A 15,180-nucleotide genomic window follows, 5' to 3' on the forward strand; every position below is an offset into this window, starting at 1 on the left:
CTATTTATTGAAGTTACCTGAGTAAAACAACCCCAATTACACCTGCTTTTTATAACTCCAAATAGCTATGCTGTTAAAAAATAGTGCCAAAATTAAGGTGTACAGAATTTCAAAACGAATATCCCAGATACCACTTCCTTTCATTAAAACTTTCCGTGATACAGAAATAAAATGTGCCAATGGATTCGGAATAGTTAATTTCTGCGCCCATATTGGCATGCTATCAATTGGCGTGAATAAACCACTCATGAGTACAAAAATAATGATAAAGAAAAAAGCAACAAATATGGCCTGTTGCTGGGTATTGGCAAAGTTAGATATAAACAAGCCTAAGCCCAACACCGCTATAATGTTTAGAATAGCATAGCCGAGTAAAAGAAATATACTACCGCGAATGGGTATGGAAAAAATAAGTTTACTAAACGTAATCCCTACGATAACAAGTACTATACCAATACACAAAAAAGGGACTAATTTACCGAGAATAAATTGCCATTTTTTAATTGGCGTTACATTCAACTGTTCTATGGTTCCTAACTCGCGTTCACGCACAGTATTCATAGCGGAGAGAATGATCGTAAGCAAAGCTGTTAGCTGGGCTAAGATACCCGGTGCCATAAATTTATCATAAGCAAGATCTGGGTTGTACCAGTACCTCGAATGTATCGCTAATTGTGCAGCAGGCGTTTTTGGTATGGCGCTTATCTTTGGAAGAATACCTTTGTTGAACTGTCTTATTATGGCTCCTAAATAACCCGATCCTATGGTAGCTTGTTGTCCGTTGGTCGCATTGATTAATAATTGAAGCTCGGTACCTTCTTTACGCATTAAATGCTTTTCAAAATCTTTTGGAATTTCCAACACAATATCCGCAGCACTACTCTCTAAATATGAAAAAGCTTCTTTATGCGACAAAGGATACCCCACTTCTTTAAACCGTTCGTTCGCTCTAATTGTTTGCAATAACGTTCTTGAAAACTCACTTTGATCTTTATCTAAAACAACCATGTTCACCAACTTTACCTCATTTGATGCTGCGCTAGTAAGCACCAATAATTGCAGAATTGGCAATATGGTCATCATCGGTAGTATGGCTTTATTCCTGAAAATTTGAATAAATTCCTTTTGTATGAGATAGCGAAGTACATTCATTCTAGTCTTATTTTAAAACTCTTCCAGGTAATCAGCAGTAAAATGAGGGTAGTGATAAGTAATATTACAATTTCAAAACCGATACTTACCAAACCTACACCGCGAAGCATAACTCCTTTAAGAATATTGATAAAATGCGTAGCAGGTATAATTTTACTAATTACCTGTAATATGGGATGCATGCTAGCAACCGGAAAAACAAACCCAGATAAGATCATCGCAGGTAACATAAGCCCCATCATCGACCCCATCATTGCCTGCTGCTGGGTTTTTGATTTTATAGATATCAAAATACCAAGTGTAAGTGCCGTTAGTACGTATAAAAAGCAACAAGAAAGCAATAAAATAATACTACCGTTTACCGGGACTTCAAACACGAAATGCCCCACGAGTAAAATAACTATCGCATCGATAAAAGACAAAATAGCATAAGGTGCTACTTTCCCCAAAATAATTACAATAGGTGGCAATGGAGAAACTAGTAATATTTCCATGGTACCAATCTCTTTTTCCCTCGCAATGGTTAAAGAGGTTAACATCGCCGATATAATTAATAAGATGAACGAAATTGTTCCTGGTATAAAATTATACGCGCTTATAAGCTGCGGATTGTACAACATCCTTTCTTCTATTTGGATCACAAAAGGAGCATCGGAACTCGCTGTGAAAAAATCAAATTTTTGAAGCATGGCACTCATGTACTGCACTAAAGTACTCGCCTTGTTGGGATCTGATCCATCGGCTATTAATTGCAATGGAATTATCGAACTTCCAGATTGGTGTTGCTGAAATTCTTTTGGAATAACCAACACTAATTGTATCGTACCATCTTTGAATCCGTCTTCGATTTGGTTCTCGTGTTGCAAAAGATCTTGAACCACAAAATTACCGGAACTTTGCACATGAGAAATTAAACGCTGACTATTAGTGTTTCTCGCATGGTCTAAAATAGCAATATGGGCATTCTTAAATTCTGTGGTCACCGCGTAACCAAACAACAATACCTGCACCAAAGGAATTCCGAATAAAATTAACAGGGTTCTTTTATCCCGGAGGATATGACACCATTCTTTTTTTACGAATACATAAAATATCTTCCACATATTACCTTGCTAATTTTAAAAATACTTCATCCATAGAGACGGCATTAAACTGTTGTTTTAATGCATCTGGAGTATCCAGGGCTTTAATTTCACCTGCAACCATAATTGAAACGCGATCGCAGTATTCTGCTTCATCCATGTAGTGAGTGGTTACAAAAATAGTCCTTCCCTTTTCGGAAGCCGCATAGATAGATTCCCAAAACTGTCTTCGAACTGCTGGATCGACGCCACCGGTTGGTTCGTCTAAAAAAATAATGTCAGGATCGTGTACCATAGCAATGGCAAAAGCAAGGCGCTGTTTCCACCCAAGAGGAAGAGATCCAACCAAACTATTTCGTATGGATTGGAGGTTCAAATCGGAAATAATTTCGCGACTCTTTGTATCTATAACCGCTCTTGACAAACCGTAAATACCACCAAAAAATCGAATATTTTCATAGACTGTTAAATCTTCGTATAAACTAAATTTCTGCGACATGTACCCTATCTTTTTCTTTACTTTTTCAGTTTCTGTAAACAGATCATAACCAGCGGTTTGACCTTTTCCACCGGAAGGCTTACTTAAACCTATTAACATTTTAATAGCAGTAGTCTTTCCCGCTCCATTTGCTCCTAAAAAACCAAAAATTTCTCCTTTGCCAACAGAAAAACTAATTTGGTTTACTGCTGTAAAATCTCCAAATTTTTTAGTGAGTTTTTCTACGTGTATTGCATCGTTATTTTCCATTAGTTCGAATCTTTGCTTAATGCCAAAAATACATCTTCCACAGATGGCTCTATTACCGCTATTTCAGTGCTAGAATACTGTTTATGAAAATAGGTTCTCTGAATTTCATCGACACTTATTGTATCGTTTAGCACCCAATGTAAATAGGCTCCAAATGGTAAAATGCTATCTGTAATCGGCAGTGTTCTTACATACTGCAAGAGTTGGTATGGATCTTTATGTTTTAGTGCTAAAAGTGGAGCTTTAAAGTCTGTAATAAGTTTTTGGGGCGTATTAATACTTAGTATTTTTCCGCTTTGAATTAATGCAATACGATCGCATAAACTAGCCTCATCCATATACGGGGTGCTCACCAGAATAGTAATTCCTTTTTGCTTTAACTTCTTTAGCATTTCCCAAAACTCTACCCTACTTACTGCATCTACACCGGTAGTTGGTTCGTCTAAAAATAAAACAGTTGGTTTGTGTATTAATGCACAACAAAGTGCTAATTTCTGCTTCATTCCTCCAGATAATTTACCTGCAAATCTATCTTTAAAGGGTTCTAATTGCACGTATATATCTTTAATTAAAGCATAGTTTTCTTGAATGCTAGTACCAAAAATGGCGGCAAAAAAATCTAAGTTTTCCTGTACTGTTAAATCTTGGTACAAAGAGAAAGTACCAGGCATGTAACCAATAGTCTTTCGAATGTTTTTATAGGCTTTCACCACCGCATTGCCTGCCACAGATGCCGATCCTGAATCTGCGAGAATTAAGGTGGTTAAAATCCGAAATAAAGTAGATTTACCCGCACCATCAGGTCCGATAAGTCCGAACAACTCTCCTGGAGCTACCGAAAAAGATACGTCTTGTAAAGCACGAACTTTTCCATAGGTTTTCGATATATTCTCTACTGCAATACTAAACATATAATTTTAATTCTCTTTGGAAGTAAACAGAACCTCCGCAGGCATTCCAATGCGTAAATTACCATCATTAGTAACGCGAATATGCATGGCATACACCAAATTTACGCGCTCCTCTTTTGTTTCGATGTTCTTTGGGGTAAATTCGGCCTCTGAAGCGATCCAGGTTATATATCCTTGGTACGAGGTGTAGTCTTTCTTTCCGCTATCTATTCGAACAGTTACACTGTCGCTAACTTGTATCTTTTGTAGCTGCTCTGCCGAGGTATAGGCGGTTAGTTGTAAGGTTTCTAAATTTGCAATTTTATACAAAGGCATCCCCGTACGAACCAATTCTTTTTCTTCTACGTACGTAGCCAGAACGGTTCCATTAATTGGATTAGTAACCATACTTCGAGCTATTTGATCGTTGAGTACTGCCAACTCCGCTTCAAGTGGCTTTCTTTCGGCTAGAATGCTATTGTTTATATCTGAAGTCTCCTCTCGCACCGAAGCAATTTGCTGGTTAATAACGGCTATTTGACCATTGTAGGTCTCTAATTGCTTTGGCGTTGCTGCACTTTCTTGTAACATGCGCTTGGTTCTATCGCGCTCGCGTACTAAATTATCGCGTTTGGCAAGGAATAGCGCCACCTGCGGATTAGCTCTTTTGAGCTTATTATCCAAACTCCCTATTTGTGCAATAATTCGGTTTTTTTGCAAATGTAAACCGACTGTGTCGATGATACCTACAGGTATAGCTTTTACTATTTTCTGTCCTTCTTCGATGGAAAAAGTCTCTAAAACTCCATTTCCTTCAGCACTTACCACTACAGTAATGGCATCAAAATTACCAAATGCATCGGCACTATTTTCACTTTTACAACCACAGCAAAATAGTACGAGTAATAAAGCATAATAAATTGTCTTCATAAATCAAATTTTTCCTAGTATAGTTAACATGTCAATTTTAGTGCGTAATACTTTTGTCTCCAATAGAGCGCGTTCTTTTTGATAATTTATAGCAAGATTAACTTGTTGCAAATAATCGTTGGAGGTAATTACGCCATTTTTGAGTTGCGATTGTGTTTGCTGCACTACTTTTTCTTGCATATTTATAATTCTCGCATACTTTTCTATCTCTATCTGCAAACTTTTTTGAAGTGCCTCGTAATTTTTTAATTGCGCCCGAACCCCCAATTCAAATTGTGCAATATCTATATTGGCTTGTTCGGTTTCTAATCGCAATTTTTCTTTTTTCCTCTCCTGTATTCCCCACTGTAAAATAGGCCATTGCAACTGTACTCCAACGATACCATATAGTGCGGTGGAAACATCCGGAAAATTCAGTGGGTTAGGATACCCAACTCCTCCTTGTCCAAAAAGACTTAGCTTAGGATTATTTTCATTGGAAACACCATCCATTTGTGCAGCAAATACATTTTGCTGTGCCTTATACATTTGAATCTCAGGCCTATCTATAGTATTGGTTACCTCTAGGGAAGAGAGGTCTTGATTTACCAATAAAGCGGTGTTTGCTGTATAGGAAGAACCCATTAGTACATTTAATGCTTCCATAGCTCCAGCAATAGTACCGTTGCCCTGCTCCTGCTGCGCAAGAAGACTTTCTTTTTTAATTTGTATCTGCAGTAATTCTGATTCTAACAAAGCTCCGTTGCGATACCTCGCTTCCATAAATGCTATAGTACTTTCTAGCGTGTTAATGTTAGGTTGTAACACCTCCAACTGATTTCTGGTAGCAAGAATTAAAAAGAACAGTTGGTTCACTTGGATTTTTAAATTTTGTAATTGCACCTCATTTTGTGCCTGATTTCTTTCCGTAACGGCAAAATCTATGTTTTTATTTGCATTTTTTATTCCCCCATCATAAATCGGTATGGTTGCTTGCAAATAAGCACGGTAACTCTCTAGTGGAAGGGAAACATCAATGGGTAAACCATTGCCTCCAATACTAATATTTTCGGTTTGGTATTGCCCTAAGGCCTCTAGACTAAGTTTCGGTAGTTTTTCTTTTGCCAAAATGGATTGATTAGCAATACTAATAGAATCCAAATAGGCTTTTTTTAGTAATATAGGGGCATTATTCCGGACTTGCTCTTGTGCTTTTTTTAGAGTAAGCACAGCACTTTCTTGGGCAGGTAGCACAGCAATAAAAGCAACAAAAGCAATACAAAAAAGGTAGTTTCTCATTTGATATACCGAGGATATAATTCAACAACTAGCAACGTTTAATAGCAAAACGCTTATTTGTATGCCTATAAAACGTATTTACTGCTTCTAAATTACGAAAAAAGAAAATGCTTAACGTAATTTACTTTCAATTTATTACTAAAAATACGAGTTGCAATATGGCAGTAACTGCTACATTTTATTTTCTTTTACCTACTAAAGACATACAACATTCCTCAATGAATTGTATCTACAGCATCACTTCGAAAACACCTTTCCTCTCCAAGAAATCGAGGATCACCATACTTTTCTGACCAAAAACCCTCTAAGATATTCGGTGTTAAACATCGATATACTACAACACCTTTGAGTAAATAACCTTCTTCTCCGTGGTATTTAAAGTTGATTACCAAAATATTGTCTTTAAAAAACCCTGTACCATATTGTTCTTGGCTTCCACCAATTTGCCATTTGGCAACAATTCTTTTCGCATTATCTAAACTCAGCTCTAATTGTCCTTGGTACTCGGAATGCGATTCGTTTTGGTTTTTCCCTATCACTGAAAAAGAACCTATTAAATCTTCTACCACCATATTCTTCCTTAATTTTATAGATTCAAAGATAGTTCCTTCCTCAACTATTATAAAATATTGTTTTTGTTTCACAAAAGTAACTGACCCAGTATGCTCATTTGCGACATCTCCCATTTACATTACTATCTAATAGTTTTTTTAAAGCAGCACATACAATAAAACTACCGGAAGCCAAATCATTTCCCTTATAAACATGAGAAAATACCACTGTGATACGTTAACAAAACCTTAAAAAAAGTAAAACTATTATATTTTAATAGTAATACTATTATATTTGTAAAAAAAATAAAAATAGTCGTTTTGTTTCAAATAAAAATAGACCCGAAATTTTACACCAAAAACCCTGAATCTTCGGAGCTTGGAATGCGAATTGTATCTGCTAGTATACAGATGATTAACGATTTAGGGTTTGAGAGTTTTACTTTCAAAAAACTTGGAACCACCATTGGATCTAACGAAAGCTCCATCTACAGATACTTTGAAAACAAACACGCTCTTCTTGTCTATCTGGTAAATTGGTATTGGAGTTGGATAGAATACAAGCTTGTTTTTGCAACACTACAAGTATCCTCTTCTATGGAGCAACTCAAAATTGCCATAGCACTGCTAACGCAAGAGGTGAAAGAAGATAATTCTTTTTCTTTTATAAATGAGGTAGCACTTAGTAAAATTATCATCTCAGAATCGTCTAAGGCATACCATACCAAAAATATTGATTTGGAAAATGAAAAGGGATATTACAAGAGTTACAAACAAGTAGTAAAACGCGTTGCAGCGATGGTAAATGAGATCAATCCAAAATTTTTATACCCAAATATGTTAATTTCCACAGTGATTGAAGGTGCACACCAGCAGCGTTATTTTTCGAACCATCTTCCGTCTTTAACCGATGTAGAAGAGGGAAAAAATAATATCGTATTATTTTATACCGATATGGTTTTTAAAACAATTACCAATTGATGATGAAGCGTATTACAAAATCTCAAACCATTATTTTCCGATATACCGTTTTTATGCTGATTTTTTGCAGTTCTGTAGTTACACCTATGGCATCTTTTTTTAACGCAGAGGACGTAAAGAATGAAAACTTACTACTCCTAGAAACCGAAGAGAACTCAAGTTCTGATGAAAACCAAGAAAATGAAAATGACACCAAAGAAGAGTACACTAAACTACCGTCATTAAGCACTAATGAGCATTCTAGTTTAGATTTTAAATCGGGGCCACTTGGGTGTCACTCCATTATTCAACAAGGTGTAATTCGGAATATCCATCTTCCTCCACCTGAACTAAAGTAAAGACTGTTATTCGAGTTTGCTCTTGTTTTTTTTTGCAAGACAGCGATTGGCATATTATATGCTGGCTAATCAAACAAATTTCATTTACAAATGCACTTTTCTGCGAGAAAACAATTCAGAAAAGTACACCGTCAAAATTCAAACATATGACCACAAAAAAAATGTCTCCTTGGAAACGTTTTACAGGATTATTACAACTAGATAGAAGAGATATAAGGCAAATATTTTACTATGCTGTTTTCGCTGGTATTGTTGCTTTGTCGTTACCCTTAGGAATTCAGGCCATCATCAATTTATTACAAGGTGCCCAAATTACATCCTCTTGGATAGTTTTGGTAGCACTCGTAACACTTGGTGTAGCATTTCAAGGAGGGCTTCAAATCATGCAAATTCGCATTCTTGAAAATATTCAGCAAAAAATATTCATGCGCTCTTCGTTTGAATTTGTTTATCGTTTTCCGAAGATAAAGTACACTGAACTGGTTAACTATTATCCTCCGGAGCTTGCCAATCGATTTTTCGATACACTTACGGTACAAAAAGGACTCTCTAAGATACTCATTGACTTTCCGGCGGCCGTATTACAAATTATATTTGGAATAATTCTGCTTTCTTTTTACCACTCTTTCTTCATCATTTATGGTATTTTACTGTTACTCCTAATATACGTAGTGTTCAAATTCACTGCAAAAAAAGGACTGGAAACTAGCTTAAAAGAGTCTAAAAGTAAATACAAAGTTGCGCATTGGATACAAGAAATAGCTCGTTCCTTAGTGAGCTTTAAACTTTCTGGGAACACGAGTCTTGCCATGCAAAGGAATGACGAACTAACCACAGAATATCTACAAGCCAGAGAGAGCCACTTTAAAATATTACTTACACAATTCATTCAAATGATTGGTTTTAAAGTTCTTGTAACTGCAGGTTTGTTAGTAATAGGTGGTTTATTGGTACTTAACCAACAGATGAATATCGGTCAGTTTGTAGCTGCGGAAATTATTATTCTATTGGTAATAAGTTCGGTTGAAAAATTAATTTATGTTTTAGAAACCTTTTACGATGTATTAACCTCTTTGGAAAAAATAGGACAAGTAGTAGACAAGAAAATTGAGCCTTCTGTTGGTATTGATCCTTTTGAAAATGAGGAGAATTTTAAAATTGAATTAGAAAAGGTTTCTTTTGTTTCCGTAAGAGATAAAAAAATAATTAATAACATAAACCTTAGCATTAAAGACAAAGAACGAATACTGCTTACTGGAAAATCCGGATCGGGAAAAACTACACTCTTAAAACTGATAGCTGGAATACATACGCCAACTGCAGGTTCTATCTACATTAACAATTCTTCGATTAAAGGGATACGTTTAGGAAGCTATCGCAGTAAAATAGGACAAGTTTTACCCGAGCAACAAACCTTTGAAGGTACTATACTTGAAAACATTACATTTAACAATCCTGAAATTTCACGAAAACGATTAAATGAGGTCTTAGAAAAATTAGGTCTATTACCTTTTATAAAAGAACAAACTAATGGTTTACAAACCGTTTTAAGTAGCCAAGGGAAAGAACTTTCTTTCAGTATTTCCAAACGTATTTTACTGGCACGAGCCATAGTACACCAACCAAAGCTATTACTACTAAAAGACCCTTTAGAATATTTTGACCCTGAAGAAGCAAAAGAAATCATAAACTACCTGACCAACGATGCGCAAAATTGGTCTATCGTTATTGTTACCAACAACCCTCTTTGGAAAACGAAGTGCTCCAAAACTTTAGTATTAAACCAAGGAAATTTAAACATTCAAAATCATGCTTAACATCTCTAATAATAAGCTTAACGCAAAAGTGAACCTAAAGGAGTTTAAAGCGTTTAAAAAGGTAGACAAACAACGTCACTTTAAAATTTTCAATAGGTTTTTAGCAGCCTTTGCATTTGCTATGTTTATCATATTGTTTTTACCCTGGACACAAAATGTTTCTGGTAAAGGCTATGTAACAACCCTTACTCCAGACCAAAGACCACAAACCATTCAGTCTCCAATTCCCGGGCGCATTGAAAAATGGTACGCAAAAGAAGGTGACTTTGTACAAAAAGGCGATACGATATTACATATTTCGGAAATTAAAAATGAATACCAAGACCCTGATTTATTATACCGAACCGAACAACAAAAAGAAGCAAAGAGCAAATCGGTACTATCGTATCAAGAAAAAATTAAAGCCCTGAAAACCCAAGTTTCTGCTTTGCAAAAAGAACGGGAATTAAAAATAGCACAGGCTAAAAATAAATTAGAGCAGTCTCGTTTAAAAGTAAAAAGTGACAGTATAGAATTAGAGGCGGCTAAAACGAATAGTACTATCGCTAAAAAGCAGTATGAGCGAACCATAACTTTACAGAAAGAAGGTTTAAAAGCCACAAGAGATGTAGAAGAAAAACGTTTAAAACTGCAAGAAACACAAGCAAAATTAATAGCGAAGGAGAATGACCTCTTGGTAAGTAAAAATGCAGTTATCAATGCTCAAATTGAGATAAGGAGTATCGAGGCAACCTATCAAGATAAGATTTCAAAATCTAATAGTGATCGATTTACTGCAGAGTCGAATCGGTTTGAAGCAGAAGTAGAGGTGAGTAAACTAGCCAATAAATCGTCTAATTACGCCATTCGTAATGCAATGTACTACATTACCGCACCGCAAGATGGATTTATCAATAAAGCCATTCGAGGTGGATTGGGAGAAACTTTTAAAGAAGGTGAAAAATTAGTAGCCATCATGCCCGCAAATTATGATTTAGCAGTAGAAACCTTTGTAGACCCCATGGATCTTCCTTTAATACACCTCGGAGAGAATGTTCGGATACGTTTTGACGGATGGCCAGCTATATTTTTTAGTGGATGGCCCAATGCTTCCTATGGAACCTATGGAGGAAAAGTGGTTGCCATAGAGACTTCTATAAGCGCTAATGGAAAATTTAGAATATTAGTAGCTCCAGACAAAGAAGAAAATCCGTGGCCAGAAAACATGAGAGTTGGTTCTGGTGCTAATAGTATTGCACTGTTAGAAGATGTACCTATTTGGTATGAAATATGGCGCCAATTAAATGGTTTCCCTCCAAACTATTATACCCCATCTACTAATATTTCAAAAAACAACTAAGTTTATGATGCGAAGTACTTATTGGATCGTATTCGTTTTACTATGGAATTCCCTAGGTTTTGTGGCGCAAAATGACAGCATACCACAAACTGATTTTTTATCGTATGAAGAGTACATAGGTTATGTTAAAAAATACCACCCTACAATTAAACAAGCCAATTTAAAATTAAACATTGGAGAAGCTGCTCTTTTACGTGCAAGGGGTGGTTTTGACCCAAAAATTGATGTAGATTTCGATCGAAAAAGTTTGCAAATACAGAATATTTTAACAAACTAAATACAACCTTTAAAATACCCACTTGGTATGGCGTGGAGTTTAAGGCAAATTTTGAAGAAAATTCAGGGAATTATTTAAACCCAGAAGCAACACTACCCGATGGCGGTTTATACAGTGCAGGCGTCTCGGTTTCATTAGCACAAGGCTTTTTGATAAACGAACGAATGGCAGCTGTTAAAAAAGCTAAAATCTTCATGCAACAGACCAAAGCAGAACGAGAATTGGCGGTAAATACCCTACTCGTTAAGGCAAGTGAGGCCTATTTTATGTGGCTCGAAGCATACCAAGAACAAAAAATTTACCATCGTTTTTTAAAAAATGCTGCGATTCGATTGGAAGGCATCAAGCGCAACGTTGTTGTTGGTGAAAAAGCACCTATCGATTCGGTAGAAGCCAAAATTGCCATGCAAAGTAGACGACTTAACGCAGAGCAAGCAAAGCTAAAAACACGAAAAGCAATGTTGTATGCTAGTAATTATTTATGGATGGCCAACATTCCTCTTCAAATACAAGAAAATATTACTCCTGTAATACCGGAAGCTAATACCATTGCAACTTCACTTTCTTTTAAAACGATGGAAGAATTAGAGTTTGCAATGGCGAACCATCCTAAAATTCGTAATTTAGAATCTAAAATCGCTGCCTTAGAGGTAGATAATGCTTTAAAGAAAAATAAACTGTTGCCTAAAGTAGATTTGCAATATAACTTTTTAGCCAGTGATGTAAATGCATTTAGCAACTTTAATACAGCAAACTACAAAGCTTTTGTAAACCTTAGTTTTCCTTTATTTTTAAGAAAAGAACGAGGCGATTTAAAACTAAATAAATACAAGTTACAAGAAATAAAATTCGAACGTACGACAACCGCATTAGCTATTAATAATAAAATTGAAGCGATACAAACAGAAATTTCTTCTCTGGAAGAACAAACCTCTTTAATTGAAGCAATGGTCGTTAACTATACACTATTATTAGCTGCAGAGGAACGTAAGTTTACTTTAGGGGATAGTTCTTTATTTGTAATTAACGCTAGGGAACAAAAATTAATCGCTGCTGCGTTAAAAGCAAACACCATTACTGTAAAAACCTTGCTCGCGAATGTATCTTTATTTGAAGCCTATGGAAAAGCAAACCTAAACGATACTAACTACAATAGTACCTATTAAATAAAGGTTTAACATTCGATATCTAGAAATATGAAAGTAATTTTTAATTCATTTTTTTCGTATTTTAGGTAAATAGCTATTTATAATTGCCAAAAAATTTGTTCCCTTTAATTAAATCGAATCAGTATGAGATATAGCAACACTTATTTAATTTTCATTTTATTGCTATGTGCACTAAGTGCATGCAACAATGACGAAGACATAACTGTAAAACCACTGAGTACTTCAATCAATAAAATTCTTCCTTTAGGAGCTTCTAGAGTAGAAGGCGCAAGACCTGCCTATGAAAGTTTTCGATATGAACTCTGGAGAGATTTAAAAGAAAATGAATTTACCTTTGACTTTATTGGAACACAAACTGACGATGGAACCTACCCCCTATTTAACAATGAGACTTTTGACACCGATCATGAAGGAAGAGGCGGCTGGACCTCTGGGCAAATTTTAGATGGATTGCGCAATTGGCTTACCGAAACCGGAGCTCCTGATATCGTTTTATTTAGCTCTCCAGGAGGAAATGATGGTCTCAACAATTTATCCTTTACAAAAGCAGTAGAAAACATAAATAGTTGTATCGACATACTGCAAGAAGCTAATCCTAATGTAACCATACTCATTGAGCAAATGGCACCTGGTAGAACGGATATTATGACTGTGGAACTAACTAATTATTTTAACCAAATGCAGCAAGAAGTGACCACTATTGCAACCACCCAAAGTACAGCTACTTCTCGTGTAATTACTGTAGATATGTATTCGGGATTTACGGATAGTTTATTAGCAGATGATGTACATTATAACCAGGCAGGCGCTGCCTTTATCGCTGAGCGCTACTACGAGGCATTACAGACCGTACTAGTGCGGTAAAACATTAATGCATGGTCATTTATAAAGTGTCATTGACCAGTAAACAGCTAATAATGACTATATAAATCCTACTGTTTGTTTTTTTACTTACACGGGTATCTGTATTCACAAAAGTAATATAGCTATTAGTAAAACTATTACTAGCTTTAAACCCATTAAACCTTTTTCTTGGTTATAAAAACGGTTGGATCAATAGGTAATATTGTGGTATCCATTTGTGTAGCTTATAGATTTCTTTATATTTGAAGATATAAGATAGGAGGCATAGAAGTATAGTATCTTATTTCTTTATGTAACCTAAACATAACTTCCAAAATTCTCGGAAAAAATAATAGTAAATGAAAAAAGTAATTCTTAAAAATGGTACCCAGGTTCTACTGATTGTTTTTAGTGTGGTTCTTGGTCTTTTCTTGAATGAAAAAATGGAGGAAAGAAAAAATGAAAAAGAGGCAACAGAATTGTTAAAAAAGATAAAAGTAGAGTTGCGAACTAATACCAGCATTTTAAACGAATGGATGCCGTATCACAGAGAGATTGTAAGCCGTTTGGATAGCCTTAGTGCTAACGATAAATTTATAGAAAAGTTTTATAAAGATAAGAACACGATTTATTCATTGTTTTACAAGAAGTCTTTACTTGGAGAAACTCCTGGTAGTGATGCTTGGGATATTGCCAAAGCGCACCCGTTAATCGTTAATTTAGAGTACGATATACTTTTTAGCTTGTCGAGAATTTATAAACAACAAGCCGCCACTTTTGAACCACTTTTCAAGTTAGAAGAACTACTCTTTTCTCCTACTTTTAATACCAAAGAAAACGCGAAAACAAATTTACTAATATTTAAAGAACTCTTACACGAACTATCTATGCGTGAGTTGCAATTAACCAACCTCTACCAAGAGGCGGAAAAAACCATACATTTTATGCCTTCGGAAAATTAATAAATGAAGGCTGGTAATAGTCGTGACTAAGCAAACAAATTAAGATTTTAAAAGTTTTCATGTAAAAAGTTTAAAATATACCTACAGCAAAAAACCGCTACTAAAATTATGAATACACAAGCAACTCAAATAACTAAAGCAAAGCCAGAACAAAAACTTTGGATAGAATAGACCGCAATTATATTTGGAGTGAAATCGAGAGTGTTTTAAATCTCGACAAAGGATTGTTTTATACGATTAAAGAACTGTTCTTACGACCAGGAGCAACAGTTACAACGTTTTTGTTGTACGATAGAAAAAGACTAGTTAAGCCATTATTGTTCGTGATTTTTAGCTCCATTTTTTTTGTAATCATGCAACAAATATTTGATTTTAAAACAGGTACTCCCCCAGAGGATTTACCTTAGAGGGAATTCGAAAAGCATTTGCGTGGGTTGGAGAAAATTTTGGGTTTGTAAATATTATATTGGGTTTTTTTATTGGATTTTTGGTTAAATTATTCTTTCTAAAATCAAAATACAATATTTATGAAACACTTATTTTGGTGTTTTTTACCGTCGGAATAGGTAATTTAATTTTTGTTGCCTTTGGTGTTTTCGAAACGATTACCTCTTTAGAAATTGGAAATATAGCGTATCTTTTTGCTATGCTATACTCTGCATGGGCTATTGGTAACTTTTTTGATAAATTTAAAGCTTGGAGTTATATCAAAGGATTTCTTGCTTATTTTCTCGGTACTTCGATAGGTTCTTTTCTTATTGTCATCATTGGTGTACTAGTAGAAATCATTAACCGAAAGATGTAATATTCAGTGTTGAGAATC

17 protein-coding genes are annotated in these 15,180 nt (G+C 35.3%); 10 read left to right on the top strand and 7 right to left on the bottom strand.

Translation table 11 applies throughout. The features are described 5' to 3' along the window. Positions 1-36: 36 nt before the first annotated feature. The 7 genes from BSU00_RS04445 to BSU00_RS04475 all read right to left on the bottom strand — a co-directional run bounded on the left by BSU00_RS04445 (position 37) and on the right by BSU00_RS04475 (position 6,766). The gene (locus tag BSU00_RS04445) at positions 37-1,152 is read right to left on the bottom strand and encodes an ABC transporter permease (RefSeq protein ID WP_105003287.1); all 1,116 of its coding nucleotides are present in this window, start codon (positions 1,150-1,152) and stop codon (positions 37-39) included. Beyond that, a complete protein-coding gene (locus BSU00_RS04450) occupies positions 1,149-2,255 on the bottom strand; it encodes an ABC transporter permease (protein ID WP_105003288.1) in 1,107 nt (368 codons plus the stop codon). Before BSU00_RS04450 ends, BSU00_RS04445 begins: the two co-directional genes overlap by 4 nt. A gap of 1 nt (position 2,256) precedes the next feature. Then, positions 2,257-2,982, bottom strand: coding sequence for an ABC transporter ATP-binding protein (locus BSU00_RS04455; RefSeq protein WP_105003289.1), 726 nt, complete (start codon positions 2,980-2,982; stop codon positions 2,257-2,259). Further along, positions 2,982-3,893 carry an ABC transporter ATP-binding protein gene (locus BSU00_RS04460; protein ID WP_105003290.1) on the bottom strand — a complete coding sequence of 304 codons (912 nt, stop codon included), beginning with the start codon at positions 3,891-3,893 and terminating at the stop codon, positions 2,982-2,984. Before BSU00_RS04460 ends, BSU00_RS04455 begins: the two co-directional genes overlap by 1 nt. A 6-nt stretch (positions 3,894-3,899) precedes the next feature. Further along, on the bottom strand, positions 3,900-4,802 hold the full coding sequence (locus tag BSU00_RS04465; protein ID WP_105003291.1) for an HlyD family secretion protein: 903 nt from the start codon (positions 4,800-4,802) through the stop codon (positions 3,900-3,902). A 3-nt stretch (positions 4,803-4,805) separates the two neighbouring features. Then, positions 4,806-6,080 carry a TolC family protein gene (locus tag BSU00_RS04470; protein ID WP_105003292.1) on the bottom strand — a complete coding sequence of 425 codons (1,275 nt, stop codon included), beginning with the start codon at positions 6,078-6,080 and terminating at the stop codon, positions 4,806-4,808. A 215-nt stretch (positions 6,081-6,295) separates the two neighbouring features. Continuing rightward, complete coding sequence (locus BSU00_RS04475; protein WP_369820257.1) at positions 6,296-6,766, bottom strand: hypothetical protein; 471 nt, start codon at positions 6,764-6,766, stop codon at positions 6,296-6,298. A gap of 186 nt (positions 6,767-6,952) precedes the next feature. On the opposite strand from BSU00_RS04475, the gene BSU00_RS04480 reads away from it, so the two are divergent. The 10 genes from BSU00_RS04480 (at position 6,953) to BSU00_RS04520 (ending at position 15,162) form a co-directional block, all read left to right on the top strand. Next, the gene (locus BSU00_RS04480; RefSeq protein WP_233188586.1) at positions 6,953-7,612 is read left to right on the top strand and encodes a TetR/AcrR family transcriptional regulator; all 660 of its coding nucleotides are present in this window, start codon (positions 6,953-6,955) and stop codon (positions 7,610-7,612) included. Then, complete coding sequence (locus BSU00_RS04485; protein ID WP_105003293.1) at positions 7,612-7,950, top strand: hypothetical protein; 339 nt, start codon at positions 7,612-7,614, stop codon at positions 7,948-7,950. The genes BSU00_RS04480 and BSU00_RS04485 overlap by 1 nt, the downstream gene beginning before the upstream one ends. A gap of 146 nt (positions 7,951-8,096) precedes the next feature. Continuing rightward, the gene (locus BSU00_RS04490) at positions 8,097-9,767 is read left to right on the top strand and encodes a peptidase domain-containing ABC transporter (RefSeq protein WP_105003294.1); all 1,671 of its coding nucleotides are present in this window, start codon (positions 8,097-8,099) and stop codon (positions 9,765-9,767) included. After that, a complete protein-coding gene (locus BSU00_RS04495; protein WP_105003295.1) occupies positions 9,760-11,106 on the top strand; it encodes an HlyD family secretion protein in 1,347 nt (448 codons plus the stop codon). The genes BSU00_RS04490 and BSU00_RS04495 overlap by 8 nt, the downstream gene beginning before the upstream one ends. Positions 11,107-11,110: 4 nt before the next feature. Continuing rightward, positions 11,111-11,383 carry a hypothetical protein gene (locus BSU00_RS13190; RefSeq protein WP_233188587.1) on the top strand — a complete coding sequence of 91 codons (273 nt, stop codon included), beginning with the start codon at positions 11,111-11,113 and terminating at the stop codon, positions 11,381-11,383. 32 nt (positions 11,384-11,415) lie between these two features. Then, the gene (locus tag BSU00_RS04500; protein WP_233188588.1) at positions 11,416-12,549 is read left to right on the top strand and encodes a TolC family protein; all 1,134 of its coding nucleotides are present in this window, start codon (positions 11,416-11,418) and stop codon (positions 12,547-12,549) included. A gap of 126 nt (positions 12,550-12,675) precedes the next feature. Beyond that, positions 12,676-13,416, top strand: coding sequence for a GDSL-type esterase/lipase family protein (locus BSU00_RS04505; RefSeq protein ID WP_105003296.1), 741 nt, complete (start codon positions 12,676-12,678; stop codon positions 13,414-13,416). A 338-nt stretch (positions 13,417-13,754) separates the two neighbouring features. Then, positions 13,755-14,357 (top strand): hypothetical protein, encoded by a 603-nt coding sequence (locus BSU00_RS04510; protein WP_105003297.1) that lies wholly within the window; start codon positions 13,755-13,757, stop codon positions 14,355-14,357. Between the two features lie 158 nt (positions 14,358-14,515). Next, positions 14,516-14,764: a DUF3667 domain-containing protein gene (locus tag BSU00_RS04515; protein WP_105003298.1), complete on the top strand. Its 249-nt coding sequence runs from the start codon at positions 14,516-14,518 to the stop codon at positions 14,762-14,764. Positions 14,765-14,901: 137 nt separating this feature from the next. Next, positions 14,902-15,162: a hypothetical protein gene (locus BSU00_RS04520; RefSeq protein ID WP_146104789.1), complete on the top strand. Its 261-nt coding sequence runs from the start codon at positions 14,902-14,904 to the stop codon at positions 15,160-15,162. Positions 15,163-15,180: the final 18 nt, after the last annotated feature.

Source organism: Tenacibaculum sp. SG-28 (assembly GCF_002954385.1).
Taxonomy (GTDB): domain Bacteria; phylum Bacteroidota; class Bacteroidia; order Flavobacteriales; family Flavobacteriaceae; genus Polaribacter.

Bases quoted from the DNA above. Each gene is read 5' to 3' on its own strand.
- BSU00_RS04495 (WP_105003295.1), top strand. From the start codon at position 9,760: ATGCTTAACATCTCTAATAATAAGCTTAACGCAAAAGTGAACCTAAAG.
- BSU00_RS04460 (WP_105003290.1), bottom strand. From the start codon at position 3,893: ATGTTTAGTATTGCAGTAGAGAATATATCGAAAACCTATGGAAAAGTT.
- BSU00_RS04465 (WP_105003291.1), bottom strand. From the start codon at position 4,802: ATGAAGACAATTTATTATGCTTTATTACTCGTACTATTTTGCTGTGGT.
- BSU00_RS04450 (WP_105003288.1), bottom strand. From the start codon at position 2,255: ATGTGGAAGATATTTTATGTATTCGTAAAAAAAGAATGGTGTCATATC.
- BSU00_RS04510 (WP_105003297.1), top strand. From the start codon at position 13,755: ATGAAAAAAGTAATTCTTAAAAATGGTACCCAGGTTCTACTGATTGTT.
- BSU00_RS04505 (WP_105003296.1), top strand. From the start codon at position 12,676: ATGAGATATAGCAACACTTATTTAATTTTCATTTTATTGCTATGTGCA.
- BSU00_RS04475 (WP_369820257.1), bottom strand. From the start codon at position 6,766: ATGGGAGATGTCGCAAATGAGCATACTGGGTCAGTTACTTTTGTGAAA.
- BSU00_RS04445 (WP_105003287.1), bottom strand. From the start codon at position 1,152: ATGAATGTACTTCGCTATCTCATACAAAAGGAATTTATTCAAATTTTC.
- BSU00_RS04490 (WP_105003294.1), top strand. From the start codon at position 8,097: ATGACCACAAAAAAAATGTCTCCTTGGAAACGTTTTACAGGATTATTA.
- BSU00_RS13190 (WP_233188587.1), top strand. From the start codon at position 11,111: ATGATGCGAAGTACTTATTGGATCGTATTCGTTTTACTATGGAATTCC.
- BSU00_RS04455 (WP_105003289.1), bottom strand. From the start codon at position 2,982: ATGGAAAATAACGATGCAATACACGTAGAAAAACTCACTAAAAAATTT.
- BSU00_RS04470 (WP_105003292.1), bottom strand. From the start codon at position 6,080: ATGAGAAACTACCTTTTTTGTATTGCTTTTGTTGCTTTTATTGCTGTG.
- BSU00_RS04485 (WP_105003293.1), top strand. From the start codon at position 7,612: ATGATGAAGCGTATTACAAAATCTCAAACCATTATTTTCCGATATACC.